Raw genomic sequence first — 22,896 nt, 5'->3', positions numbered from 1 at the left:
TTGCGAGCGAAGCTGGTAGACTCCGCCGCCATTATGATCCGACTTCAGAACCTGACTTTACAGCGTGGCCCGCAACGTCTGCTAGAAGACGCCGAGCTGACCCTGCACGCCGGCCATAAAGCCGGCCTCATCGGTGCCAACGGCGCCGGCAAATCGAGCCTGTTCGCCCTGCTGCGGGGGGAACTGCACCCGGACTCCGGTGATTGCTCGCTGCCGGCCGACTGGCGTATCGCTCACATGCGCCAGGAGGTCGATACCCTCGAGCGCCTGGCGGTGGACTATGTGCTCGATGGCGACGTGCGCCTGCGCCAGGTCCAGCGCGACCTGGCGGCGGCCGAAGCGGCCCATGACGGCGCTGCCCAGGCCCGTCTGCACGCCGAGCTCGACAGCGCCGACGGCTACACCGCCGATGCCCGTGCACGCAAATTGCTCGCCGGCCTGGGTTTCACCAACGAGCAGATGGACCGCCAGGTCGGCGACTTTTCCGGCGGCTGGCGGATGCGCCTGAACCTGGCGCAGGCCTTGATGTGCCCGTCGGATCTTTTGCTGCTCGACGAACCGACCAACCACTTGGACCTCGACGCCATCATCTGGCTGGAAGACTGGCTCAAGGGTTATCCGGGCACGCTGCTGCTGATTTCCCACGACCGTGATTTCCTCGACGCTGTGGTCGATCACGTGGCCCATGTCGACCAGCGCAAGCTGACCCTTTACCGCGGCGGCTACAGCGCCTTCGAGCGGGCTCGTGCCGAACGCCTGGCCCAGCAACAGCAGGCCTACGAGAAGCAGCAGGCGCAGCGTGCGCACATGGAAAGCTACATTGCCCGCTTCAAGGCCCAGGCCACCAAGGCCCGTCAGGCCCAGAGCCGGATCAAGGCACTGGAGCGGATGGAGGAACTGTCGGCGGCCCATGTCGATTCGCCGTTTGATTTTGTCTTCCGTGAATCGAGCAAGATTTCCAGCCCACTGATCGACCTGTCCGACGCACGCTTGGGCTACGGCGACAAGACCGTGCTGGAAAAGGTCAAGCTGCAATTGACGCCGGGCGCGCGGATCGGCCTGTTGGGCCCCAACGGGGCCGGTAAGTCGACGCTGATCAAGAACCTCTCTGGCGAGCTTCAGCCCTTGGCCGGACGCCTGACCCGTGGCGAGAACACCGTGGTCGGCTACTTCGCCCAGCACCAGTTGGACTCCCTCGATGCCAAGGCCAGTCCACTGCTGCACTTGCAACGCCTGGCGCCGACCGAGCGCGAGCAGACGCTGCGCGACTTCCTCGGTGGTTTCGATTTCCGTGGGGCGCGCATCGACGAGCCGGTGCTGAATTTCTCTGGTGGCGAAAAGGCGCGCCTGGCGCTGGCGTTGATCGCCTGGGGACGGCCGAACCTGTTGCTGCTCGACGAACCGACCAACCACCTGGACCTGGAAATGCGCCTGGCCCTGACCATGGCCTTGCAGGAATTCAGTGGTGCGGTATTGGTGGTCTCCCACGATCGGCATCTGCTCAAGAGCACCACGGATAATTTCTTCCTGGTGGCCGATGGCAAGGTCGAAGAGTTCGACGGCGATCTCGAAGACTATGCACGCTGGTTGGTGGACTATCGCCAGCGCAACGCACCGGTCAGCTCGACCCCGGTGAACCCGGACAAGACCGACAAGAAGGCCCAGCGCCAGGCCGCCGCGGCTTTGCGCCAGCAACGGGCGCCGCACAAGCGCGAGGCCGACAAGCTCGAAGCCGAACTGGGCAAGCTGCATGAGCAGTTGCAGAAAATCGAAACCAGCCTCGGCGACAGCGGTCTCTACGAGGCGGCGCGCAAGGATGAGCTGCGTGAGCTGCTGGCCGAGCAGGCCAGGCTCAAGGTCAGGGAAGCGGAACTCGAGGAGGCGTGGATGCAGGCACTGGAACTGCTGGAAACCCTGCAAGCGGAGCTGGAGGCGTTGTCCTGATGGAAGCCCTGGCCCTGCCTGTCCCGGTCATGTGGATCGAGCCGATCTGGCTCGGTCTGCAGATCCTGCTGATTCTGCTGGTCGGCTATTTCGCCCAGCGCTTCGTGGCGCGTGCACTTACGCGCCTCGGCGAGCGTTATCCGTTGCCGCCGCAACTGGTGATCATCCTGCGGGGTGTGCTGCGCTGGCTGATCATGGGCAGTGCGGTGTTGATCGCGCTCGAGCGCCTGGGCGTCTCGGCCACGGTGCTGTGGACGGCGGTGTCGGGTTTCGTCGCCGTGGCGGCGGTGGCGTTCTTCGCCATCTGGAGTGTGTTGTCGAACCTGTTTTGCGCCGTTCTGATCTATACCGTCGGGCCGTTTCGCCTGGGGGATGTGGTGGAGCTGGTGGACACCACCGACAAGCCAGGCATCAAAGGCCGCGTAGTCGCCATCAACCTGCTTTACACCACGCTGATCGAACCCGAGGAACTCGGCACCGGCAGCGCCATGGTGCAGGTGCCCAACAGCCTGTTCTTCCAGCGTTCGGTACGGCGCTGGCGCGGCAGCGAGGCGTTTCCGGTCGGCGGGTTCCTCGAGTAGCCGAGCAGACCGACCGGCTCGTTCCAAAAAGCAGTGGTCAATCCCTCGGCGACGCATTAGCTTAATGGTTTCGACGAATCCGAGGCGAGGTGTGCGATGTTGCTGGAGACATGGCTGGCGTTTTTTGCGGCATGTTGGGTGATCAGCCTTTCGCCGGGCGCCGGTGCCATTGCATCGATGTCCAGTGGGCTGCAATACGGTTTCTGGCGTGGCTACTGGAATGCCTTGGGCCTGCAACTGGGTCTGGCTCTGCAAATTGTGATTGTCGCCGCCGGTGTCGGCGCGATTCTCACCGCGTCGGCCACCGCGTTCTATGCGATCAAATGGTTTGGCGTGGCGTATCTGGTCTACCTGGGCGTCAAGCAATGGCGCGCCATCCCCGCAGGCATCAGCGACGATGCGGCCGTGCGGCCTATCGGCAAGCCCATGGCGCTGCTGTTCCGCGGCTTCCTGGTCAACATCAGCAACCCCAAGGCCCTGGTGTTCATGCTTGCGGTGCTACCACAGTTCATCGATCCCCACGCGCCCCTGGTCAAGCAATACCTGATCCTGGGCGTGACCATGATCTGCGTCGATCTGATCGTCATGGCCGGCTACACCGGACTGGCGTCCAAGGTGCTGCGCCTGTTGCGTACGCCAAAACAGCAACGCCGGATGAACCGGACCTTCGCCGGACTGTTCATCGGCGCGGCGGGGTTGCTGGCGACGATTCGCAGGGCGGCGGTGTAACCCGTTCTTTCTGAAACGGCAGCACTGTCCGATCTGAAGCAACGAAGGACCCTGTGGCGAGGGAGCTTGCTCCCGCTGGGCTGCGCAGCAGCCCCAAAAGCCTGCGGTCGCTACGCCCGAGCGGGAGCAAGCTCCCTCGCCACAAAAGCATCACCCACCGGCAGTAATTAACGCAGGATCACCGGCGCCGTATCCCGTGGCAGGTTGTTACGCTGCGCGGGCTCGCGGGGTTGTTCATGGCTGGGGCCGCCGAGCTGTTGGCTCAGTTGCTGCGCCACGTCTTCACCCAAGGCCTTGGACACATCGCGTACCACCCGTGGACGGTTGAGGCTGATGTGCACGTCCCGATGGTTCAACAGCTTGGTGTCCTGGGCCTCACCCATGGCGGTGAAGGCCGAGGTGATTTCGTAGGTCTTGGTGTTGATCAGGCTGAAGTCCGCCACCAGGGTCAGCCCGAGTACCGCCGAGTAGCTATCGGTGTTGGCCAGTTCGTTGATGTCGCGGGTGAAGTCGATGTCCGACACAGTGCCGAACAGCACATAGTCGGCGCCCTTGAAATTCCCGGCCTTGATACGCTTGATGACGTCGTAGACGTCGCCCGTGGACGACGCGGTGTAGGGCGTGCCCTGCACCAGCTGGAACATCCCGCTGCGCAGGATTTCGCCCTTGATGTCACCGGTGAACTTGCGCAATTCACCCTGCTCGATGTAGCTGCTGGTGGCTTCCATCTCGTCGTAGCTCGACGATGCGCTGGCGCTGTAGGCGTTCGCCTGGAAGTTGCTCTGGGCGGAAACGGTATGGATGTATTCCTCCACCCGCTCCTGGTACGCCAGGTCCGTGACCGCGACTTTCGGGGCCGCCTGGGCGCCGAACGCGCAGGCCAGGGCCATGATGCCGATCCATGTGCGCATGGCTTAACGCTCCGTGGTCTTGCGGATTTCTTTCTCATCCATCCATTCGGCCAGACCGCTTTCGACATCGATCAGTTGCAGGCTGAATTTGTAGAAAACGTCCTTGTAGTCGCTGCTGCGCTTGACGATCGAGCTGATGGAGCCTTCGAGGCGATACTTGGCGGCGATCATGTTGCCGGTCTTGGCCACGGTGCTCTTCTTATACAGGCCGCTCTGGTTCTGCAGCTTGAGCTGGTCGACCTGGCTGTCCATGGCGGTGTTGTCGCTGGCGAAACGCGCCGCGCCGGTCTTCATCAGCTGGGTCTTGATGCTGGTGGTGATCTCGCGAGTGTCGATGTACTCGCTGGTCTTGTTCTTCACGTCATAGACCTGAACCACCGGGCGACCTTGCAGAATCCCGGACTGGGCCAGGGAGCGGGTCATGGACTCGGCGATCATTTGCAGGTCGGTGGAGCCGAATTCGTTGGTCACGGTCTCCACGGCCTTGGTGTCGCCGTAGCTGATGTTCTTGTTGCCCAGCACCGGAGAGTTGTTGGCGCAGCCGCTGACCAGCAGGACGGCAAGGGCGAGGGAGGAAATGCGTAGGAACATGTGGGTGCTCTCAAATATCTGCGTAAAAGTTTTTGTGGCGAGGGGATTTATCCCCGCTGGCTGCGTAGCAGCCCAAAAAGAACAGCCGGGCACGATCTGCTAGGTTTACCGAGGCCGCATGTGAGGGGCTGCTGCGCAGCCCAACGGGGATAAATCCCCTCGCCACAGGTTTTGTGTTGGCCTTGCTGATCGGTGTCAGGCTCAAGGCGTATTGATTTCCAACCGGAAGTCCACGGCCTTGGGCGTTGGTGCGATGGCCGGCAGGAAGCTGGTCTGTTGGCCGTACATCGTCAGGCTTTTCCAGGTTTCTTCTTCGGCGATCGGGAAGCCCTCGGGGCCCAGCCAGGCAAAGCGGTAGTACATCGTCTTGTTGTTGTAGCTGGTGTTGCTCAGCTGCACATTGACGGTCAGGTAGCCGTTTTCCCGGGCTACGCGCATGGCACCCACCACGATGTTTTTGGTCTTGCCCATCGCCACGACCTTGCTGGCAGCAGTGCCCGGCTCCGGTGGCGGTGGGGTGGCGCAACCGGCCAGTAAGGCCAGGGCACCAATGGCGATCAGTTTGAAACGCATGTGAACAAGACTCCGTTCTTAAGGTTGCTTGAGGGCAATGGCGGTCGGGTTGGCGCTGGGCATCACCTGGGCGGCCAGGCCACCGGCATAGACCTGGTTGCCCACTGCCCGCAGGCTGATGACCTGGTAGCGCTGGTCGACGTTGACCTTGACCACCGAGCCGCCCACGGCACTAGGCAAGGTGACCTGGTGTTCGCCTTTTTTCAGGCGCAGGCGCGCCACTTGGGTGTAGTCGGGCAGGGTGCGCCAGGTGCGGGTGTCGGCACCTTCCAGCACGGCCGAGGTGAGACCGACAGCCAGGCCAGCCAGTGGGTTGGTGTCGTTGATCTGCTTTTGCGCCACGCCTTTGGTGATCGCACGCACGGTGGTGCGCAGGATGATGCCGGGCATGTCATCGCGCAGCGCGCGGCGGGACATGGCGGTAGTGCTGTTGAGCTGGGTCAGGTCCATCTGACGCCCATCGACACCGATCTGGGCGAAGGTGGCGGTTGAAGTGTCAGGCTTGATCACCGGGAAAGACAACGGCGTGATGACCAGATTGCCGCTGATGGGCAAGGGCAGGGGAATGCGGATCGAGTCCCGGGACGGCGCCAGGCCGCTCTGGACCACGATCAGCACGTCGCTGTCGTCGCTCTTGGTGGCGGGTTTGTCGAGATTGACCAGTGCTTGCTCCAGCAACGGCGTGTTGGGGCGCAGTTCGGCGGCTTTGCGATAACCCGGGGCAGCCAGGTCCTTCTCACCCAGGGCCTCGTAGACGAAGCCGGCCAGGTAATGGCTGAACGCACTCTGGTAGCTGTTTTTCAGGCCGACCACTTCCGGGGCGTCAAGGCTCGCCACCGGGTAACCCTTGAGGTCCTTGTACTCGGTCTTGACCCCTTGCTGCTCGGCCTCTTCTTCGCTCTTGAGGTATTGCTTGTCCCGCAGGTCGGCAATCACCGCCTCGCGTTCGTGGGTTTTCTTGATCTGGGTCCGGGCGCCGTCGAAGTCGTTCACGGCCAACAGGTTCAGGGCCATCTGCGTGGTCAGCATGACCTTTTCGTAGTCGTAGCCTTCATAGCGCCGGACCTTGTCGTTGACCAGGAAACTGCCGAACTGGGCTGCGTACTTGGCGGTGTCGAGTTTGACCGCATCTTCCCACAGGCCAACCTGCTGATCGGCGCTGTTCCAGGCGTTCTGGCTGCCGGACAGGTCGCCCTTGGCGCGCAGCAGTTCACCTTTCTCGAAGTAATACAGCAGGTCCTTATCCTGGCTGGAGTTGTTTTTCTCCAGCAGGGTCAGCGCGGCGTCGACGTTGCCGGAGGCCAGTTGCTGGTTGGTTTGGGCCAGTTCGCTGTCGTAGTTCCGGAAAGCCGAGCAGCCGGACAACAAGGTGATCGCCCCGAGGGCGACCGAGAAAACGGCACGGGAGGCCATGAACATTCTTCCCTGAATTAGCAGCCGGAGTGTGCGGGTCGGGCTGGAGCGATCCCACGGACAGGCGTCGAGACGCTGTCGGTTCCTCATGAAAAGAGGAGCTTTTATGCCATTGGTCAATAAGAAGGCCGCGCGATTATAAACATGGCCGTAGGCTATGTAATGGCTTTTCAATTTCGAATTGCTGTTTTTGTGACATCACTTCCAAAGCATGAATATCCGATGAAAAGGCGCCGCCAGATGACATCGGCTCTTGAGCCGGAGTCATTGGAAGTGAACAATGTGTTACTTCTTATTACCAACCGAGAGTCATTCATGACTGCGCCGTTTCGTTTCCTGGCCTGGCTTGTACTGCCGCTGCTTACGCTGTGCAGCCCTTGCCTGCTGGCCGACACCGTCGAGGGCGCCCCGCAGGCGCTGCATCTGCTGGATTACATCGGGGCGGACTACCCGGCGACGGTCGAGGCGGGCAAGGTCACTGACGACGCTGAATACCGCGAGCAGTTGGAATTCACTCGAGTGGTGGAGGGGGTGATCGCCGGGCTCCCGGCCAAGCCGGAAAAGACCGAGCTGATCCAGGGCATCGACACCTTGCGCAATGCTATTGCTCAGCACCAAGACGGCCCTGACGTCGCCCGCCTCGCGCGGCAACTGGGTGCCAGGCTGGCGGTGGCCTATGAAGTCAGCCAGGCACCGGTGATCACCCCCGATCCTTCTCGGGGCGCGCCGCTGTATGCCCAGAACTGCTCGGTGTGCCATGGGGCCAATGGTGCCGGTGACGGACCTGCCGGTGTCGGCCTGGAGCCGCCGCCTTCCAATCTGCGGGACGGCCAGCGCCTGGACCGCCTTAGTCTCTACGCGATCTACAACACTCTGGGCATGGGCATCGAAGGCACCGACATGCCGGCCTTCGCCGATCAACTGGACGACCGTCAACGTTGGGACCTGGCGACCTACATCGCCAGCTTCAGCGCCGACCCGGCCGCTGCCAAAGGTCAGCAGACCTACAACCTCGCCGACCTCGCTCGCCAGACGCCGGCTGAAGTCCTTGCCGCCGAAGGCCCGGCGGCAGCGGCCACCTTCCGCGCCCAGCGTGCCCAGCCGCCGCAAGTGCAGCGTGGCCCGGCGCAGTTGCTCGACTACACGGCCGCGACCCTGGATAAAAGTATCGCAGCCTATCGCGCCGGCGATCACGACCAGGCCTACGACCTGTCGGTCGCGGCGTACCTGGAAGGCTTCGAGCTGGTGGAAAGCTCGCTGGATAACGTCGATACCAACGTGCGCAAGGACACCGAGAAGGCATTGATGGCTTACCGTCAGTCCTTGCAGGATGGCTTGCCGGTCGAACAGGCCGAGCAGCGTCTGGCCACGGCCAAGGTCAAGCTGAAGGCGTCCGCCGGTTTGCTGGGCAGTGATGGCTTGAGCTGGTCGTTGAGCTTTATCTCGGGCTTGCTGATCCTGTTGCGTGAAGGCCTGGAAGCGATCCTGGTGCTGGCGGCTATCCTGGCGTTTCTTCGCAATACAGGCCAGGAAACGGCGGTGCGCAGCGTCAACCTCGGTTGGGGCCTGGCGCTGCTCGCCGGCCTGGCGACCTGGGGCTTGGCCGCCTACGTGATCGACGTCAGCGGTTCCCAGCGCGAACTACTCGAAGGCGCGACGGCGTTGTTCGCCAGCGTGATGGTGTTGTGGTTGGGTGTGTGGATGCACGACCGACGACATGCGGCCGCCTGGCAGGATTACATCAAGAGCAGCCTGGTGGGCGGCGGCGGTCGCTTCGGCTTCGCGGTCCTGGCGTTTTTCTCGGTCTATCGCGAACTGTTCGAAGTGATCCTGTTCTATGAAACCCTGTGGTTGCAGGCCGGCCCGGCCGGGCATAACGCAGTGTTGAGCGGCGGTGCGGCGGCGCTGGTGCTGCTGGTGGGGTTAGCCTGGATCATTCTGCGCGGCTCGGCGAAACTGCCGCTGGCGCTGTTCTTCAGCATCAACGCTGCGTTGTTGTGCGCGCTGTCGGTGGTGTTCGCCGGGCATGGCGTGAAGGCGCTGCAGGAAGCCGGGATCTTCGGAACCCGTCCAGTGGCGTTTTTCGACTTCGACTGGCTGGGCATCCATGCCGACGCCTATTCGCTGACGGCCCAGGTGGTGGCGATCCTGGCGATCATGGTGCTGTACGGGCGTAGTTGGGTGGCGGAGAAGCGTCGGGTCCAGGTTTCCTGAAATATTCGCTGCGCTCGTTATCGCGAGCAGGCTCGCCCCCACAAAGTCCTCGCTGCCTCTGTGGGAGCGGGCTTGCTCGCGAAGCTTTTAGAAGAGGAAAAATCCAATGCGCGTATGGATAGACGCCGACGCCTGTCCCAAGGCTGCCAAGGAGCTGGTGGTCAAGTTCGCCTTGAAGCGTCGGTTCGACGTGGTGCTGGTGGCCGGCCAGCCGCAGATCAAGCCGGCCCTGGCTTGCGTCAAGTTGATCGTGGTGCCCAGTGGGCCGGATGCGGCGGACGATTACCTAGTGGAGCACGCCGTGCCGGGAGAGTTGGTGATCTGCAGTGATATCCCCCTGGCCGACCGGCTGGTGAAAAAGGGCATCGCCGCCCTGGACCCGCGGGGCAAGGAGTTCGATTCACAGAACATGGGCGAACGCCTGGCGGTGCGCAACCTGTTCACCGACCTACGCGAGCAAGGCCACGTCGGTGGTGGCCCGGCGGCGTACAGCGAGCGGGACAAGCAAGGGTTTGCCAATGCGTTGGATCGGATACTGACGCGCTTGGCGCGGGTGTCCTGAACCTTGCGGTGACCCCTGTGGGAGCGAGCCTGCTCGCGATGGCGCCGGTTCAGTTGAAATACCTGTCGGCTGACACACCGCCATCGCGAGCAGGCTCGCTCCCACATTTGGGTTGGCGGCGCTGCTGTTACACGTCGTTCTCGTGCGTCAGCTCCAGCACCCGATCCACCAGTTTGTTGATCCCCGACGCCGCTTCGCTGATGTTCCTGGCCAGCATGTAGGCCGGGGTCGTGACCAGTTTGCGTGCGGTGTCTTCGACGATGTCGGTGACGGCGCAGTCTTCGTGGGTGCCACCCATTTTGCCCACGGCGGCGGCCGTGTCGACATCGGTGCCGATGGTGCAGACCACCCCTGGGCCGTAGATTTTCGCTGCCAGGGCCGGGGAGATGCAGATCAGGCCCACCGGCTTGCCGGCCTCGGCGAAGGCTTCGGCCAGCGCCAGGACTTCCGGCTGGACGGTGCAGCCGGCGCCTTCGACGGCAAAGTTGGACAGGTTCTTCGCCGAACCGAAACCGCCGGGCACAATCAGCGCGTCGAAGTCCTCGGCCCGGGCTTCGCGTAGATCCTTCACGTCACCCCGGGCGATGCGCGCCGATTCCACCAGCACGTTGCGGCTTTCAGGCATTTCTTCCCCGGTCAGGTGATTGATCACATGCAATTGGGTGATGTTCGGTGCGAAGCACTGGACCTGCGCGCCACGCTGGTCGAGGCGCAGCAAGGTGATCACGCTTTCGTGGATCTCGGCGCCGTCGTACACGCCACAGCCCGAAAGGATCACTGCAATTTTTTTGCTCATGGGTTGTTCTCCAGATTCATGGCGTTAAATGTCCACTAATTTGTCACTCGTTGCCATAGGGATATCCAGCGGCTACACCTAATCTGCGGGTTTCCTCCATGCTCGGGTCGCGTCATGAATTTCATTCTGTATGCCGTGCCGTTCTTCTTTGTGCTGATTGCCGTCGAGTTGCTCGCCGATCGCTGGCGTGGGGTGAGCCACTACCGCCTGGCGGACGCGATCAACAGCCTGAGCACCGGGGTGCTGTCGACCACCACCGGCCTGTTGACCAAGGGCGTGGGGCTGGTGACCTACGCCTACGCGTTGAAGCATGTAGCGATCTTCCAGTTGCCCGCCGACAAGGTCTGGACCTGGGTCTTTGCGTTTGTGCTCTATGATTTCTGCTACTACTGGCTGCACCGCATGGGCCATGAGCGCAACATCCTCTGGGCGGCCCATTCGGTGCATCACCAGAGCGAGGACTACAACCTGTCCACTGCGCTGCGCCAGACCAGCACCGGGTTTCTGTTGAGCTGGATTTTCTACGTCCCGCTTGCCGTGGCGGGCGTGCCGCTGGTGGTGTTCGTCAGCGTCGCGGCATTGAACCTGTTGTATCAATTCTGGGTGCACACCCAGCATATTCCCAAGCTTGGCTGGCTGGAGTGGTGCTTCGTCACGCCGTCCAATCATCGTGCCCACCATGCACAGAATCCTCTCTACATGGATCGCAACTACGGCGGGGTGTTCATTATTTGGGATCGTCTGTTCGGCAGTTTCCAGGAAGAGGACGACAACGAGCCGGTGATTTTCGGCGTGACCACGCCTTTGGCCAGCTGGAACCCGCTCTGGGCGAACCTGCAGTTCTACGCCCAGCTCTGGAGCGATGCGAGGCGGGCCGGGCACTGGTGGGACAAGCTGCGGATCTGGTTCATGCCCACCGGCTGGCGGCCGGCGGATGTCGCTGCGAAGTACCCGTTGAGCAAACAGGACCTGGGACGCTTTCGCAAATTCGAAGTCCCACTGGACGGGCGCCAGCAGTGGTACGTGGCGCTACAATTCTGCGTTTACATAGCCTTAGGTAGCTACCTGATGAATCTGGAGCACAGCCTGTCCGTCGCCGCGCTGGTGCTGGGTTGGGGCGCGGTGGCGTCCGGTTTGTTCGTGTTGGGCGCAACCCTGGAGAATCGCCCGTGGGCGCTTAAGCTGGAACTGCTGCGGCTGGCCTCGGGTCTGCCGCTGGTGTGGCTGGCGCCGCTGGCCGGGCTGTGGCCGGCCAGTTCCATCGCCTGGGTCGGGCTGCTCAGCTACAGCCTGATCAGTGGTATCGGGCTGTATTGCTGCCGCAGCCGGGTTACTCGGTTGGCGTCGTAGGCTCGCTATTGCGGGCCTGTTCCAGCCGTTCGGCTTCGAGCGTCTTCCTGGCAAGCCTGGCGTTCTTGATCCGCCGGCGCAGCCAAAGCCCGAAACCCAGGACCAGCAGGCTGCCGAGTACCCACAGTTCGTACTTCTTGATGCTGGGCAGGATGGTTTCGAGCGCGGCGCCGAAGTGGTACGCCGCCGCAGCCAGGGCGGTGGCCCAGATCGCCGCGCCGATGCCGTTGAGCAGCAGATAGCGGCCCGGCGGATAGCCGGACAGGCCGATCGCCACCGGCATCACCGTGCGCAAGCCGTAGACGAAGCGGAAGCTCAGGACCCAGATGTCCGGGTGCCGGCGAATATGTTCCAGCGCGCGATCGCCCATCAATTGCCAGCGTGGCCTGCGCGCCAGCAGCTTGCGCCCGTGCCGGCGGCCGAGGAAATACCACAGTTGGTCGCCCGCGTAGCTGCCGCAGAATGCCACGACCACCACCAGGTTGATGTCCATATAGCCACGGAACGCCAGGAAGCCTGCGAGCACGAGGATGGTTTCGCCTTCGAAGAACGTCCCGATAAAGAGGGCCAGGTAGCCGAAGTCGTGTAGAAATTGCTGGAGCATTGTCTGGGTGCTGGCGAAATGAACGCGCAGCCTAACCCTTCAGGCACATTCAGGAAAGTATCGAAATGTGTCTCGACGTGAACATTTCCTACAACCACAATAACTGCGACAGCAAGTCACAGGCGCAACACTTCTGTAATGTGTTCGTCATAATGACCGCTTATAACTGTCACGCTCGCCCGTCTGCGCGGGCTCAGGAGTCTGCCGTGAGCTTTACCCCCGCCAATCGTCTGTTCCCTGCCACCCGGTTGCGTCGTAATCGCCGTGACGAGTTTTCACGTCGGCTGGTGCGTGAAAACATCCTGACCACCAATGACTTGATCCTGCCGGTGTTCTTACTGGACGGTGAGAATCGCCGCGAAGCGGTGGCGTCGATGCCCGGGGTGGAGCGCCTGACCATCGACCTGCTGCTTGAAGAGGCCGCCGGATGGGTCGAGCTGGGCATCCCGGCCCTGGCGTTGTTTCCAGTGACGCCACCGGGGCTCAAGTCCCTGGACGCTGCCGAAGCCTGGAATCCCGAAGGTATCGCCCAACGTGCGACCCGAGCGCTGCGCGCACGCTTCCCGGAGCTGGGGGTGATCACCGACGTGGCACTGGACCCGTTCACCACCCACGGCCAGGACGGTATTCTCGACGAAGACGGTTACGTGCAGAACGACATCACCGTCGATGCGCTGGTCCGGCAAGCGCTGTCCCACGCCGAGGCCGGCGCCCAGGTGGTGGCGCCGTCGGACATGATGGACGGGCGCATCCAGGCGATCCGCGAAGCCCTCGAGGTGGCCGGCCACGTCAACGTGCGGATCATGGCCTACTCAGCCAAGTACGCCAGCGCCTACTACGGCCCGTTCCGCGATGCGGTCGGTTCGGCCCTGAACCTGGGCAAGGCCAACAAGGCCTCTTATCAGATGGACCCGGCCAACAGCCACGAAGCCTTGCACGAAGTGGCGGCTGACTTGTCAGAAGGCGCAGACATGGTCATGGTCAAGCCGGGCATGCCTTACCTCGACATTCTCTGCCGGGTCAAAGACGAATTCAAAGTGCCGACCTTCGTTTACCAGGTCAGCGGCGAGTACGCCATGCACATGGCGGCCATCCAGAACGGCTGGTTGAGCGAAGGGGTGATCCTCGAATCCTTGACCGCATTCAAGCGCGCAGGGGCGGACGGCATCCTGACCTACTTCGCCGTGCGCGCCGCCCAATTGCTACGAGAGCAGAAATAGCCTCCCAGGAACTTGCGATGAATACCGAAGGACTCTCTGAAGTTGCCGTAAAAGACGCTCAACCCCTGGTCGAGCAGATCGCCGAAACGCCGCCGGAAATGGAGCCCGCTCCCCCGGCGGTCACCGAGCCCGCCCCGGCCCCGGCGATTGCGATCCCCAGCCTGGATGACAGCAGCCTGTACATCCACCGAGAGCTGTCGCAACTGCAGTTCAACATCCGCGTATTGGAACAGGCGCTGGACGAGTCCTACCCACTGCTGGAACGCTTGAAGTTCCTGCTGATCTTTTCCAGCAACCTGGACGAGTTCTTCGAAATCCGCGTCGCCGGCCTGAAAAAGCAGATCACCTTCGCCCGTGAACAGGCCGGTGCCGATGGCCTGCAACCGCATCAGGCCCTGGCGCGCATCAGCGAACTGGTCCACGGCCAGGTGGACCGTCAGTACGCGATCCTCAATGACATCCTGTTGCCGGAACTGGAGAAACATCAGGTCCGTTTCATCCGTCGTCGTAACTGGAACACCAAGATCAAGACTTGGGTGCGCCGGTATTTCCGCGATGAAATCGCGCCGATCATCACCCCGATCGGCCTCGATCCGACGCACCCGTTCCCGTTGCTGGTCAACAAGAGCTTGAACTTCATCGTCGAACTGGAAGGGATCGACGCCTTCGGTCGCGATTCCGGCCTGGCGATCATTCCCGCGCCGCGTTTGCTGCCACGGATCATCCGGGTGCCGGAAGACGTCGGTGGTCCGGGGGATAACTACGTGTTCCTCTCGTCGATGATCCACGCCCATGCCGATGACCTGTTCCAGGGCATGAAAGTGAAGGGGTGCTACCAGTTCCGCCTGACCCGAAACGCCGACCTGTCGGTGGACACCGAGGACGTCGAGGACTTGGCCCGCGCCCTGCGCGGTGAATTGTTCTCCCGTCGCTACGGCGATGCGGTGCGCCTGGAAGTGGCCGACACCTGCCCCAAGCATCTGTCCGACTACCTGCTCAAGCAGTTCAACCTGCAGGAGACCGAGCTGTACCAGGTCAACGGCCCGGTCAACCTGACCCGTCTGTTCAGCATCACCGGGCTGGACAGCCATCCGGAGCTGCAATACGCGCCGTTCACGCCGCAGATCCCGAAGCTGCTGCAAAACAGCGAGAACATTTTCAGTGTGATCAGCAAGCAGGACATCCTGCTGCTGCACCCATTCGAGTCGTTTACGCCCGTGGTCGACCTGTTGCGCCAGGCGGCCAAGGATCCCCACGTCCTGGCGGTGCGCCAGACCCTGTACCGCAGTGGCGCCAACTCGGAAATCGTCGACGCCCTGGTGGATGCGGCGCGCAACGGCAAGGAAGTCACCGCGGTGATCGAATTGCGCGCGCGTTTCGATGAAGAGTCCAACCTGCAACTGGCCAGCCGCCTGCAAGCGGCGGGTGCGGTGGTGATCTACGGTGTGGTCGGCTTCAAGACCCACGCCAAGATGATGCTCATCCTGCGGCGCGAGGCCGGCGAGATCGTCCGTTACGCCCACTTGGGCACCGGCAACTACCACGCGGCCAACGCCCGTCTGTACACCGACTACAGCCTGCTGACCTCCGACGATGCCTTGTGCGAAGACGTCGGCAAGCTGTTCAGTCAGTTGATCGGCATGGGCAAGACCCTGCGCATGAAGAAGCTGCTGCATGCGCCGTTCACCCTGAAGAAGGGCATGCTCGACATGATCACCCGGGAGACGCAGTTCGCCCTGGATGGCAAGCCGGCCCACATCATTGCCAAGTTCAACTCGCTGACCGACCCGAAGATCATCCGTGCGTTGTACAAGGCCAGCCAGTCGGGCGTGCGCATCGACCTGGTGGTGCGCGGCATGTGCTGCCTGCGGCCGGGCATTCCGGGGGTGTCCCATAACATCCACGTACGCTCGATCATCGGGCGCTTCCTGGAGCACACACGGGTGTTCTACTTCCTCAACGGTGGCGAGGAACAGATGTTCCTCTCCAGTGCCGACTGGATGGAGCGCAACCTCGACAAGCGGGTCGAGACCTGTTTCCCGGTGGAAGGCAAGAAGCTCATCCTGCGGGTCAAGAAGGAGCTGGAAAGCTACCTCACCGACAACACCCACAGCTGGAGCCTGCAATCGGACGGTCGCTACATCCGCAACACGCCGACCGGCAACCAGAACCCGCGCAGCGCCCAGGCGACCTTGCTTGAGCGTCTGAGCAGCCCGGTGTTGCCGGTGCGCTAGAGGTTTGCTGGAAGGGGGCAGGCTCAGCTTTTGTGGCGAGGGAGCTTGCTCCCGCTGGGCTGCGAAGCAGACCCAAAATCCTTGGAAGGGCTTCGCCCTCCAGCGGGAGCAAGCTCCCTCGCCACAGGGGCCCTGCGCTGCGGGATCAGTGAATGTTCAACACAATCCCGACCCGCGTCAGCCACTCGGCTTCCTGGGCAAAGTCGGCCTGGGTCAGTTGGTTCTCTTCCAGCCAGCCTGCGGGGAACATCACATCCAACTGATCGCCATCGGCGCGCAGGGCCACCTGGGGCATTTGCTGGGTGCCGCGGATGTGGTGGAACAGGATCGCGAAGCGCAGCAGGACGCACAGGCGAATCAGCTTGATGCCGTCATCGCCGAACTCGGCGAATTTATCCTTGGGAATATTGCGCCGGTGACCGCGCACCAACAGCGCGAGCATTTGCTGGTCTTCCCGGGAAAACCCCGCCAGGTCTGAGTGCTCGATCAGGTAGGCGCCGTGCTTGTGATAGTGATAGTGGGCGATGTCCAGGCCCACCTCATGCACCTTGGCCGCCCAGCCCAGCAGCTCGCGCCAGACCCCGTCGTTCAAGTCCCAGTCGTCGGCCACCTGATCGAAGGCATGCAGCGCCTTGCGCTCGACCCGGACGGCCTGTTCCTGATCGACGTGATATCGCTCCATGAGCGAGCCCAGGGTGCGTTCACGGACGTCTTCGTGGTGATGACGGCCCAGCAGGTCATAGAGCACGCCTTCACGCAGGGCGCCTTCGCAGTGGTCCATGCGTTGCAACTCGAGGGCGTCGAAAATCGCTTCGAGGATGGCCAGGCCCGCCGGGAAAATAGCCCGGCGATCGGGCTTGATGCCCTCGAAATCGATCTTGTCCGATTCGCCCAGTTTGAAGACCTTGCGCTTGAGCCAGGCCAGGCCCTCGGCATTGACCTCGCCGGAACCATGGCCGCCGGCCTTGAGTGCCAGGCCGATGGCGCGAATGGTCCCCGAGGAGCCGATGGCTTCGTCCCAGGTCAGGCGGTGCAGGGCGTGTTCGATGCTCATGATTTCCAGGCGTGCCGCGGTGTAGGCCTGGGCATAGCGGGCGGGCGTGATCTTGCCGTCGCGGAAATAACGCTGGGTGTAGCTGACGCAGCCCATCTGCAGGCTTTCGCGTAGCAGCGGCTCGAAGCGTTGGCCGATGATGAACTCGGTGCTGCCGCCGCCGATGTCCGCCACCAGCCGCTTGCCGGGCGTGTCGGCCAGGGTGTGGGAGACACCGAGGTAGATCAGGCGCGCTTCCTCACGGCCGGAAATGACTTCCACCGGGTGGCCGAGGATCTCTTCGGCATGGCGGATGAACTCGCCACGGTTGCGCGCCTCACGCAACGCGTTAGTGCCCACGATCCGCACCGCGCCCAGGGGCATGCCATTGATCAGTTGGGCGAAGCGCTTGAGACAATCGAGCCCACGCTGGATGGATTCTTCGCTCAGCTTGCGCTCTTCGTCGATGCCGGCGGCCAACTGAACCTTCTCGCCGAGCCGCTCAAGAATGCGGATTTCCCCGTTCTGGGCCTTGGCGACGACCATGTGGAAGCTGTTGGAGCCCAGGTCTATGGCAGCGATCAGGGACAGATTCTTGGCTTGGGATGGCGGCATGGTCAAAAAGTCTCGGTCGATAACCTTGCCATCCTGCCACGATCGACCGCTTACGCCAACGCACCTGAGCCAAACCCTTGAGCCGGAGCAAGTCCCAGGACTCTGTGGCGAGGGAGCTTGCTCCCGCTCGGCTGCGAAGCAGTCGTGACATCGGCCAATCGGTTTTTCCTGATGGACCGGGTCAAATGGTCATGGGACTGCTTCGCAGCCCAGCGGGAGCAAGCGCCCTCGCCACAGACCCTCTTTGGCAGCGAGGATCAGGCAGGCTCGACCGTCCCGATGAAATTCGCCAGCTCCGCCGTCTGCGGAGCGGCGAACAACGCCTTCGGATCGCCCACCTCGTGCACCTTGCCCTGGTGCATGAACACCAGTTTGTCCCCCACCTCTCGGGCGAAGCGCATTTCATGGGTGACCATGATCAGCGTCATGCCTTCCTTCGCCAGTTGGCGCACCACGCTGAGCACTTCGTTGACCAGTTCCGGGTCCAGGGCCGAGGTGATCTCGTCGCACAGCAGCACTTTTGGCGACATTGCCAGGGCGCGGGCAATCGCCACCCGCTGCTGCTGGCCACCGGACAGACGGTCCGGGAAGGCATCGAATTTTTCGCCGAGGCCGACCCGCTCCAGCATCTGCCGCGCCAGTTCGGTGGCCCTGGTCTTGGATACTTTCTGAACGACTTGCGGCGCGAGCATCACGTTTTCGCCGACCGTCAGATGCGGGAAAAGGTTGAACTGCTGGAACACCATCCCGACTTTCTGCCGCAGGCTGCGCAGATCGGCACGGGCCGCGTCGAGGTATTCGCCATCGACCTCGATCACGCCGTCGTTGATCGATTCCAGGCCGTTGAGGGTCCGCAGCAGAGTGGATTTACCCGAACCGCTGCGGCCGATGATCGCCACCACCTGGCCTTCCTCGATGCTCAGGTCGATGCCTTTGAGCACGTGGTGATCGCCATAGTATTTATGCAGGGCGGAAATTCTAAGCAGAGGCATGCAGTCTCCTTTCCAGGTAACGCGCACTGAGGGATAAGGGGTAGCAGAGCAGGAAGTAACCGAGGGCCACCAGGCCATAAACCATGAAAGGCTCGAACGTGGCGTTGGCGAGCATGCCGCCGGTCTTGGTCAGTTCGGTAAAACCGATGATCGAGGTGACAGCGGTGCCCTTGACCACCTGCACGGAAAAGCCCACGGTCGGCGCCACGGCGATGCGCAGGGCCTGGGGCAGGATCACATGGCGCAGTTGCTCCAGCGGATTGAGGGCCAGGCTGGCGGACGCTTCCCACTGGCCGTTGGGGATCGCCTCGACGCAACCGCGCCAGATCTCTGCCAGATAAGCGCTGGTAAACAGCGTCAGGGCAATCGCTGCGGCCATCCACGGTGAAATCTCCACGCCGGCCAGGGCTATGCCGAAAAATACCAGGAACAGCTGCATCAACAGCGGTGTGCCCTGGAACAGCTCGATGTAGGTGCGGGCGATGTTCCGCGGCAGGGCGTTTCTGGAGATGCGCAGCACCATCACCAGCAAGCCGATCACGCTGCCACCGATAAATGCCACCAGCGACAATGCCAGGGTCCATTGCAGGCCGGTGAGCAGGTTGCGTATCACGTCCCATAGCGTGAAGTCGCTCATTGGCCGCTCCTGGAAATGTAACGTTGTCCCAGCCAGTTCAGGAACTGACGGATCAACAGCGCCATGCACAGATAGACCAGCGTCGTCAGCGCATAGGTTTCAAAGGCGCGGAAGTTGCGCGACTGAATGAAGTTGGCGGCGAAGCTCAGCTCCTCGGTGGCAATCTGCGAGCAGACCGCCGAACCCAGCATCACGATGATGATCTGGCTGCTCAGGGCCGGCCAGACCTTGCCCAGCGCCGGCCGCAGCACTACGTGGCGGAAGGCTTCGAAGCGGCTCATCGCCAGGGCCGCGGCGGCTTCCAGTTGCCCGCGTGGGATGGCCTGGATGCCGGCGCGAATGATCTCGGTGCAGTACGCACCGAGATTGATCACCATGGCCAGTACCGCTGCCTGCCATTCGGAAATCTGCAAGCCCAGGGAGGGCAGGCCGAAGAAGATGAAGAACAGCTGCACCAGGAACGGCGTGTTGCGGATCAGCTCCACATACACACCGAAGATCGCTGCGAACGGACGGATGTTCCACGCCCGCACCACCGCCCCGACGATGCCCAGGCCGACGCCCAGCAGCGCGCCGATGGCCGTCAGCTCCAGGGTGAACAACGCGCCGCGCAACAACAGCTCGGTGTTGTGTACCACCGGTAGAAAGTCGAACTGATAAGCCATGCTCAGTCTCTCAGGCGCCGGTCAGAGGTCGGCCGGCAGTGGTTGCTTGAGCCAGGCCTGGGCATTTTTCTCCAGGCTGCCATCGGTCTTGGCTGTGGCGAGGATCTGGTTGACCTTGCCCAACAACGCCGGCTCGTTCTTGTTCACGCCGACGTAGACCGGCGAATCCTTGAGCTTGATCTTCAAGGCCGGGACGCGCTTGGGATTGCGTTCGCTGATAGCGACCATCACCACGTTACCGCTGGCAATCAGGTCCACCTGGCCGGCCAGGTAAGCGGCGATGGTCGAGTTGTTGTCTTCGAAACGCTTGATGGTGGCGCCTTCGGGGGCGACCTTGGTCAATTCGATGTCTTCGATGGCGCCACGGGTGACGCTGATGGTCTTGCCCTTGAGGTCATCCAGGCCATTGACCGGCGCGTCGGGCGGACCGAACACGGCCAGGTAGAACGGCGCATAGGCGCTGGAGAAATCGATGACTTTCTCACGCTCCGGATTCTTGCCCAGGCTGGAGATCACCAGGTCGACCTTGCCGGTGGTCAAGAACGGGATGCGGTTGGTGCTGTTGACCGGTGTCAGTTCAAGCTTGACCTTGAGCTGGTCGGCCAGCAGTTTCGCGGTGTCGATGTCCAGGCCGCGGGGCTTCATGTCCGGGCCCACCGAACCGAACGGCGGGAAGTCCTGGGGCACCGCGACCTTGAGAGTGCCGCGCTTGACTACGTCTTCCAGGCCATCGGCGTGGGCGGGCAGCTGAAAAAGCATCAGGCTGGCAAACAGGGCAGTGAGCAGGGCGCTGCAACGCTGAATCATGGCGGGTCTCCGCAATCGGTGAGGTAATGTGCGTGTTCGGACAGAGCACAGGCCATGCCAAAGCGCTTTTTCATCCGTCGAGGCCGCGGTTTTGCTGGCGCCCGGAGGCCTTACCGGTCTGCACAGTCGCGCTGCGTTGCGCACCTTTATCGGGCGTCGGTAATGGGGCCAACCCGGGTTGCCGGCCGGAACCAGGCGATGCAGAGCATCCTCACCGCCAGCGCCGCCCTGTTCCTGGAGAGCCCGGAGCTACCGTTCATCAGGGCGGAACGAGCCGTTGAGACCTGGCAGGAATACCGCAAAATCCTTCGCGCCCTGGCCCGTCGCGCATCGGGCGCTGCGCAGAAAGCCATGCAGGAACATGTGCGTGATGCCGCCTTGCGCACTGGAATTTCCTTCGTTGCGCCTGCTGCTCTCTGAACTGAGCTATACCCAAATGCAACGTGCGCCATAGCGAGACTCAATCAACTGCGGCTTCCTGAACCTGGGAAGGGCAGCTATGATGGGCCACGTTTTTTGCTGACAACCCCGGAGATTTCCATGAGCAGCGATCTGATCAAACACGTTAGCGACGCTAGCTTCGAAGCTGACGTTCTCAAGGCCGAAGGCGCTGTACTGGTGGACTATTGGGCTGAGTGGTGCGGTCCGTGCAAAATGATCGCCCCGGTCCTGGACGAGATTGCCGAGACCTACAAAGGCAAGCTGACCGTTGCCAAGCTGAACATCGACGAGAACCAGGAGACCCCGGCCAAGCACGGCGTGCGTGGTATCCCGACCCTGATGCTGTTCAAGAACGGCAACGTCGAGGCCACCAAGGTCGGCGCGCTGTCGAAGTCGCAGCTGGCGGCTTTCCTTGACGCCAACATCTAAGCGTCGAATGCCACGGCAAAGGCCCCGCAAATCGCGGGGCTTTTTCGTTGTTCGGGGCTAGACGCTCGCAAACCCAGGTGTTACATTCGGCCCCGCACCGGTTTCTCCAGTGCCCCCTGCAAGCCGTCGCCGACGCACTCCTTTCGAACAAGTACGCGATCCTGTCGCCTTCTCCGCGGCGCGGCCTCATTAAGCCAAAAGCTTAATTTCCCCCCTCCATAAATGATTACGTCATTCCTATATGAATCTGACTGAACTCAAGCAAAAGCCGATTACCGAACTGCTCGAATTGGCCGAACAGATGGGCATAGAAAATATGGCCCGTTCGCGCAAGCAGGACGTGATTTTCTCCCTGCTCAAGAAGCACGCGAAAAGCGGCGAGGAAATCTCCGGTGATGGCGTGCTGGAGATTCTCCAGGACGGCTTCGGCTTCCTCCGCTCCGCAGACGCTTCCTATCTCGCCGGCCCAGACGATATCTATGTCTCGCCGAGCCAGATCCGTCGTTTCAACTTGCGCACCGGTGACACCATCGTTGGCAAGATCCGCCCTCCCAAGGAAGGCGAGCGCTATTTCGCGCTGCTCAAGGTCGACACGATCAACTTCGATCGTCCGGAAAACGCGAAGAACAAGATTCTCTTCGAGAACCTGACCCCGCTGTTCCCGACCGTGCGCATGAAGATGGAAGCCGGCAACGGGTCCACCGAAGACCTCACCGGTCGGGTGATCGACCTGTGCGCCCCCATCGGCAAAGGCCAGCGCGGTCTGATCGTGGCGCCGCCGAAAGCGGGCAAGACGATCATGCTGCAGAACATTGCGGCCAACATCGCCCGTAACAACCCCGAAGTTCATCTGATCGTGCTGCTGATCGACGAGCGTCCGGAAGAAGTGACCGAAATGCAGCGCACCGTGCGCGGCGAAGTGGTTGCCTCGACGTTCGACGAGCCGCCAACCCGCCATGTGCAGGTTGCCGAAATGGTGATCGAGAAGGCCAAGCGCCTGGTCGAACACAAGAAGGACGTGGTGATCCTGCTGGACTCCATCACCCGTCTGGCCCGTGCCTATAACACCGTGATCCCGAGCTCCGGCAAGGTACTGACCGGTGGTGTCGATGCCCACGCCCTGGAAAAACCCAAGCGTTTCTTCGGCGCAGCGCGCAACATCGAGGAAGGCGGCTCGCTGACCATCATCGCCACCGCGCTGGTTGAAACCGGCTCGAAGATGGACGAAGTGATCTACGAGGAATTCAAGGGCACCGGCAACATGGAGCTGCCTCTGGATCGTCGTATCGCCGAGAAACGTGTGTTCCCGGCCATCAACATCAACCGCTCCGGCACCCGCCGCGAAGAGTTGCTGACCGCCGACGACGAACTGCAACGCATGTGGATCCTGCGCAAGCTGTTGCATCCGATGGATGAAGTCGCTGCCATCGAGTTCCTGGTCGACAAGTTGAAAACGACCAAGACCAACGACGAGTTCTTCTTGTCGATGAAACGCAAGTAACAAGCCGTACGCCTGGTCAAAGAGCGCCCTGAACAGGGGCGCTTTTTTTTTCGC

21 protein-coding genes and 1 pseudogene are annotated in these 22,896 nt (G+C 62.0%); 11 read left to right on the top strand and 11 right to left on the bottom strand.

Annotated elements, in window-relative coordinates; translation table 11 throughout:
* The first annotated feature begins 33 nt into the window (after positions 1–33).
* From ACLEJQ_RS14490 to rhtB, 3 genes are all read left to right on the top strand, one after another.
* Positions 34–1,944, top strand: coding sequence for an ATP-binding cassette domain-containing protein (locus ACLEJQ_RS14490; protein ID WP_440796047.1), 1,911 nt, complete (start codon positions 34–36; stop codon positions 1,942–1,944).
* A complete protein-coding gene (locus ACLEJQ_RS14485) occupies positions 1,944–2,525 on the top strand; it encodes a mechanosensitive ion channel domain-containing protein (protein ID WP_440796045.1) in 582 nt (193 codons plus the stop codon). The genes ACLEJQ_RS14490 and ACLEJQ_RS14485 overlap by 1 nt, the downstream gene beginning before the upstream one ends.
* Before the next feature lie 96 nt (positions 2,526–2,621).
* A complete protein-coding gene (rhtB, locus tag ACLEJQ_RS14480) occupies positions 2,622–3,254 on the top strand; it encodes a homoserine/homoserine lactone efflux protein (protein ID WP_440796044.1) in 633 nt (210 codons plus the stop codon).
* 167 nt (positions 3,255–3,421) lie between these two features.
* Here rhtB and ACLEJQ_RS14475 read toward each other — a convergent pair whose 3' ends face one another.
* From ACLEJQ_RS14475 to ACLEJQ_RS14460, 4 genes are all read right to left on the bottom strand, one after another.
* Positions 3,422–4,165: a penicillin-binding protein activator LpoB gene (locus ACLEJQ_RS14475; RefSeq protein ID WP_440796042.1), complete on the bottom strand. Its 744-nt coding sequence runs from the start codon at positions 4,163–4,165 to the stop codon at positions 3,422–3,424.
* A 3-nt stretch (positions 4,166–4,168) separates the two neighbouring features.
* Complete coding sequence (gene lpoB, locus ACLEJQ_RS14470) at positions 4,169–4,756, bottom strand: penicillin-binding protein activator LpoB (RefSeq protein ID WP_245139474.1); 588 nt, start codon at positions 4,754–4,756, stop codon at positions 4,169–4,171.
* A gap of 201 nt (positions 4,757–4,957) precedes the next feature.
* On the bottom strand, positions 4,958–5,329 hold the full coding sequence (locus tag ACLEJQ_RS14465) for a DUF1425 domain-containing protein (RefSeq protein ID WP_440796040.1): 372 nt from the start codon (positions 5,327–5,329) through the stop codon (positions 4,958–4,960).
* Positions 5,330–5,347: 18 nt separating this feature from the next.
* A complete protein-coding gene (locus ACLEJQ_RS14460; protein WP_440796038.1) occupies positions 5,348–6,742 on the bottom strand; it encodes a COG3014 family protein in 1,395 nt (464 codons plus the stop codon).
* 315 nt (positions 6,743–7,057) lie between these two features.
* Here ACLEJQ_RS14460 and ACLEJQ_RS14455 point away from each other — a divergent pair, with 315 nt between their 5' ends.
* Both ACLEJQ_RS14455 and ACLEJQ_RS14450 read left to right on the top strand, forming a co-directional pair.
* Positions 7,058–8,956: an FTR1 family protein gene (locus ACLEJQ_RS14455; protein WP_440796036.1), complete on the top strand. Its 1,899-nt coding sequence runs from the start codon at positions 7,058–7,060 to the stop codon at positions 8,954–8,956.
* A gap of 106 nt (positions 8,957–9,062) precedes the next feature.
* Positions 9,063–9,518, top strand: a complete 456-nt coding sequence (locus tag ACLEJQ_RS14450; protein ID WP_440796034.1) for a YaiI/YqxD family protein — start codon at positions 9,063–9,065, stop codon at positions 9,516–9,518.
* Positions 9,519–9,645: 127 nt separating this feature from the next.
* Here ACLEJQ_RS14450 and elbB read toward each other — a convergent pair whose 3' ends face one another.
* Positions 9,646–10,314: an isoprenoid biosynthesis glyoxalase ElbB gene (gene elbB, locus ACLEJQ_RS14445; RefSeq protein ID WP_440796032.1), complete on the bottom strand. Its 669-nt coding sequence runs from the start codon at positions 10,312–10,314 to the stop codon at positions 9,646–9,648.
* Positions 10,315–10,428: 114 nt separating this feature from the next.
* Between elbB and ACLEJQ_RS14440 the strand changes: the two genes are divergently transcribed.
* The gene (locus tag ACLEJQ_RS14440) at positions 10,429–11,664 is read left to right on the top strand and encodes a sterol desaturase family protein (protein ID WP_440796030.1); all 1,236 of its coding nucleotides are present in this window, start codon (positions 10,429–10,431) and stop codon (positions 11,662–11,664) included.
* Here the strand turns inward: ACLEJQ_RS14440 and ACLEJQ_RS14435 are convergent.
* Entirely contained in the window at positions 11,645–12,268 is a 624-nt protein-coding gene (locus ACLEJQ_RS14435) for a DedA family protein (RefSeq protein WP_440796028.1), read from the bottom strand. The two genes, ACLEJQ_RS14440 and ACLEJQ_RS14435, sit on opposite strands and share 20 nt — an antisense overlap.
* A gap of 206 nt (positions 12,269–12,474) precedes the next feature.
* On the opposite strand from ACLEJQ_RS14435, the gene hemB reads away from it, so the two are divergent.
* Positions 12,475–13,488 carry a porphobilinogen synthase gene (gene hemB, locus ACLEJQ_RS14430; protein ID WP_440796027.1) on the top strand — a complete coding sequence of 338 codons (1,014 nt, stop codon included), beginning with the start codon at positions 12,475–12,477 and terminating at the stop codon, positions 13,486–13,488.
* Between the two features lie 17 nt (positions 13,489–13,505).
* Complete coding sequence (ppk1, locus tag ACLEJQ_RS14425) at positions 13,506–15,722, top strand: polyphosphate kinase 1 (protein WP_440796025.1); 2,217 nt, start codon at positions 13,506–13,508, stop codon at positions 15,720–15,722.
* Between the two features lie 145 nt (positions 15,723–15,867).
* Here ppk1 and ppx read toward each other — a convergent pair whose 3' ends face one another.
* The 5 genes from ppx to ACLEJQ_RS14400 all read right to left on the bottom strand — a co-directional run bounded on the left by ppx (position 15,868) and on the right by ACLEJQ_RS14400 (position 20,471).
* Positions 15,868–17,370, bottom strand: coding sequence for an exopolyphosphatase (gene ppx / locus ACLEJQ_RS14420; protein ID WP_440796023.1), 1,503 nt, complete (start codon positions 17,368–17,370; stop codon positions 15,868–15,870).
* A 257-nt stretch (positions 17,371–17,627) separates the two neighbouring features.
* Entirely contained in the window at positions 17,628–18,362 is a 735-nt protein-coding gene (locus ACLEJQ_RS14415) for an amino acid ABC transporter ATP-binding protein (RefSeq protein ID WP_440796021.1), read from the bottom strand.
* On the bottom strand, positions 18,349–18,999 hold the full coding sequence (locus tag ACLEJQ_RS14410) for an amino acid ABC transporter permease (RefSeq protein WP_440796019.1): 651 nt from the start codon (positions 18,997–18,999) through the stop codon (positions 18,349–18,351). The genes ACLEJQ_RS14415 and ACLEJQ_RS14410 overlap by 14 nt, the downstream gene beginning before the upstream one ends.
* On the bottom strand, positions 18,996–19,664 hold the full coding sequence (locus tag ACLEJQ_RS14405) for an amino acid ABC transporter permease (protein WP_440796017.1): 669 nt from the start codon (positions 19,662–19,664) through the stop codon (positions 18,996–18,998). The genes ACLEJQ_RS14410 and ACLEJQ_RS14405 overlap by 4 nt, the downstream gene beginning before the upstream one ends.
* A 21-nt stretch (positions 19,665–19,685) precedes the next feature.
* Positions 19,686–20,471 (bottom strand): transporter substrate-binding domain-containing protein, encoded by a 786-nt coding sequence (locus ACLEJQ_RS14400; protein WP_440796015.1) that lies wholly within the window; start codon positions 20,469–20,471, stop codon positions 19,686–19,688.
* A 177-nt stretch (positions 20,472–20,648) separates the two neighbouring features.
* On the opposite strand from ACLEJQ_RS14400, the pseudogene ACLEJQ_RS14395 reads away from it, so the two are divergent.
* The 3 genes and pseudogenes from ACLEJQ_RS14395 to rho form a co-directional block, all read left to right on the top strand.
* Positions 20,649–20,891, top strand: a pseudogene (locus ACLEJQ_RS14395) (FCD domain-containing protein); the annotation flags it as partial.
* A 120-nt stretch (positions 20,892–21,011) separates the two neighbouring features.
* The gene (gene trxA / locus ACLEJQ_RS14390; RefSeq protein ID WP_003206727.1) at positions 21,012–21,341 is read left to right on the top strand and encodes a thioredoxin TrxA; all 330 of its coding nucleotides are present in this window, start codon (positions 21,012–21,014) and stop codon (positions 21,339–21,341) included.
* 241 nt (positions 21,342–21,582) lie between these two features.
* Entirely contained in the window at positions 21,583–22,842 is a 1,260-nt protein-coding gene (gene rho, locus ACLEJQ_RS14385) for a transcription termination factor Rho (protein WP_003206716.1), read from the top strand.
* The last annotated feature ends 54 nt before the right edge of the window (positions 22,843–22,896 follow it).

Origin of the sequence: Pseudomonas sp. SMV71, from assembly GCF_052042015.1 — a bacterium.
Lineage (GTDB): Bacteria > Pseudomonadota > Gammaproteobacteria > Pseudomonadales > Pseudomonadaceae > Aquipseudomonas.
Note: the sequence above shows the minus strand (reverse complement) of the source record. Positions and strands in the feature narration are given on the sequence as shown.

What these genes read in the sequence shown, in the direction of transcription:
- ACLEJQ_RS14490 (WP_440796047.1), top strand. Translation starts at nt 34, where the DNA reads ATGATCCGACTTCAGAACCTGACTTTACAGCGTGGCCCGCAACGTCTG.
- ACLEJQ_RS14485 (WP_440796045.1), top strand. Translation starts at nt 1,944, where the DNA reads ATGGAAGCCCTGGCCCTGCCTGTCCCGGTCATGTGGATCGAGCCGATC.
- rhtB (WP_440796044.1), top strand. Translation starts at nt 2,622, where the DNA reads ATGTTGCTGGAGACATGGCTGGCGTTTTTTGCGGCATGTTGGGTGATC.
- ACLEJQ_RS14475 (WP_440796042.1), bottom strand. Translation starts at nt 4,165, where the DNA reads ATGCGCACATGGATCGGCATCATGGCCCTGGCCTGCGCGTTCGGCGCC.
- lpoB (WP_245139474.1), bottom strand. Translation starts at nt 4,756, where the DNA reads ATGTTCCTACGCATTTCCTCCCTCGCCCTTGCCGTCCTGCTGGTCAGC.
- ACLEJQ_RS14465 (WP_440796040.1), bottom strand. Translation starts at nt 5,329, where the DNA reads ATGCGTTTCAAACTGATCGCCATTGGTGCCCTGGCCTTACTGGCCGGT.
- ACLEJQ_RS14460 (WP_440796038.1), bottom strand. Translation starts at nt 6,742, where the DNA reads ATGGCCTCCCGTGCCGTTTTCTCGGTCGCCCTCGGGGCGATCACCTTG.
- ACLEJQ_RS14455 (WP_440796036.1), top strand. Translation starts at nt 7,058, where the DNA reads ATGACTGCGCCGTTTCGTTTCCTGGCCTGGCTTGTACTGCCGCTGCTT.
- ACLEJQ_RS14450 (WP_440796034.1), top strand. Translation starts at nt 9,063, where the DNA reads ATGCGCGTATGGATAGACGCCGACGCCTGTCCCAAGGCTGCCAAGGAG.
- elbB (WP_440796032.1), bottom strand. Translation starts at nt 10,314, where the DNA reads ATGAGCAAAAAAATTGCAGTGATCCTTTCGGGCTGTGGCGTGTACGAC.
- ACLEJQ_RS14440 (WP_440796030.1), top strand. Translation starts at nt 10,429, where the DNA reads ATGAATTTCATTCTGTATGCCGTGCCGTTCTTCTTTGTGCTGATTGCC.
- ACLEJQ_RS14435 (WP_440796028.1), bottom strand. Translation starts at nt 12,268, where the DNA reads ATGCTCCAGCAATTTCTACACGACTTCGGCTACCTGGCCCTCTTTATC.
- ppk1 (WP_440796025.1), top strand. Translation starts at nt 13,506, where the DNA reads ATGAATACCGAAGGACTCTCTGAAGTTGCCGTAAAAGACGCTCAACCC.
- ppx (WP_440796023.1), bottom strand. Translation starts at nt 17,370, where the DNA reads ATGCCGCCATCCCAAGCCAAGAATCTGTCCCTGATCGCTGCCATAGAC.
- ACLEJQ_RS14415 (WP_440796021.1), bottom strand. Translation starts at nt 18,362, where the DNA reads ATGCCTCTGCTTAGAATTTCCGCCCTGCATAAATACTATGGCGATCAC.
- ACLEJQ_RS14410 (WP_440796019.1), bottom strand. Translation starts at nt 18,999, where the DNA reads ATGAGCGACTTCACGCTATGGGACGTGATACGCAACCTGCTCACCGGC.
- ACLEJQ_RS14405 (WP_440796017.1), bottom strand. Translation starts at nt 19,664, where the DNA reads ATGGCTTATCAGTTCGACTTTCTACCGGTGGTACACAACACCGAGCTG.
- ACLEJQ_RS14400 (WP_440796015.1), bottom strand. Translation starts at nt 20,471, where the DNA reads ATGATTCAGCGTTGCAGCGCCCTGCTCACTGCCCTGTTTGCCAGCCTG.
- trxA (WP_003206727.1), top strand. Translation starts at nt 21,012, where the DNA reads ATGAGCAGCGATCTGATCAAACACGTTAGCGACGCTAGCTTCGAAGCT.
- rho (WP_003206716.1), top strand. Translation starts at nt 21,583, where the DNA reads ATGAATCTGACTGAACTCAAGCAAAAGCCGATTACCGAACTGCTCGAA.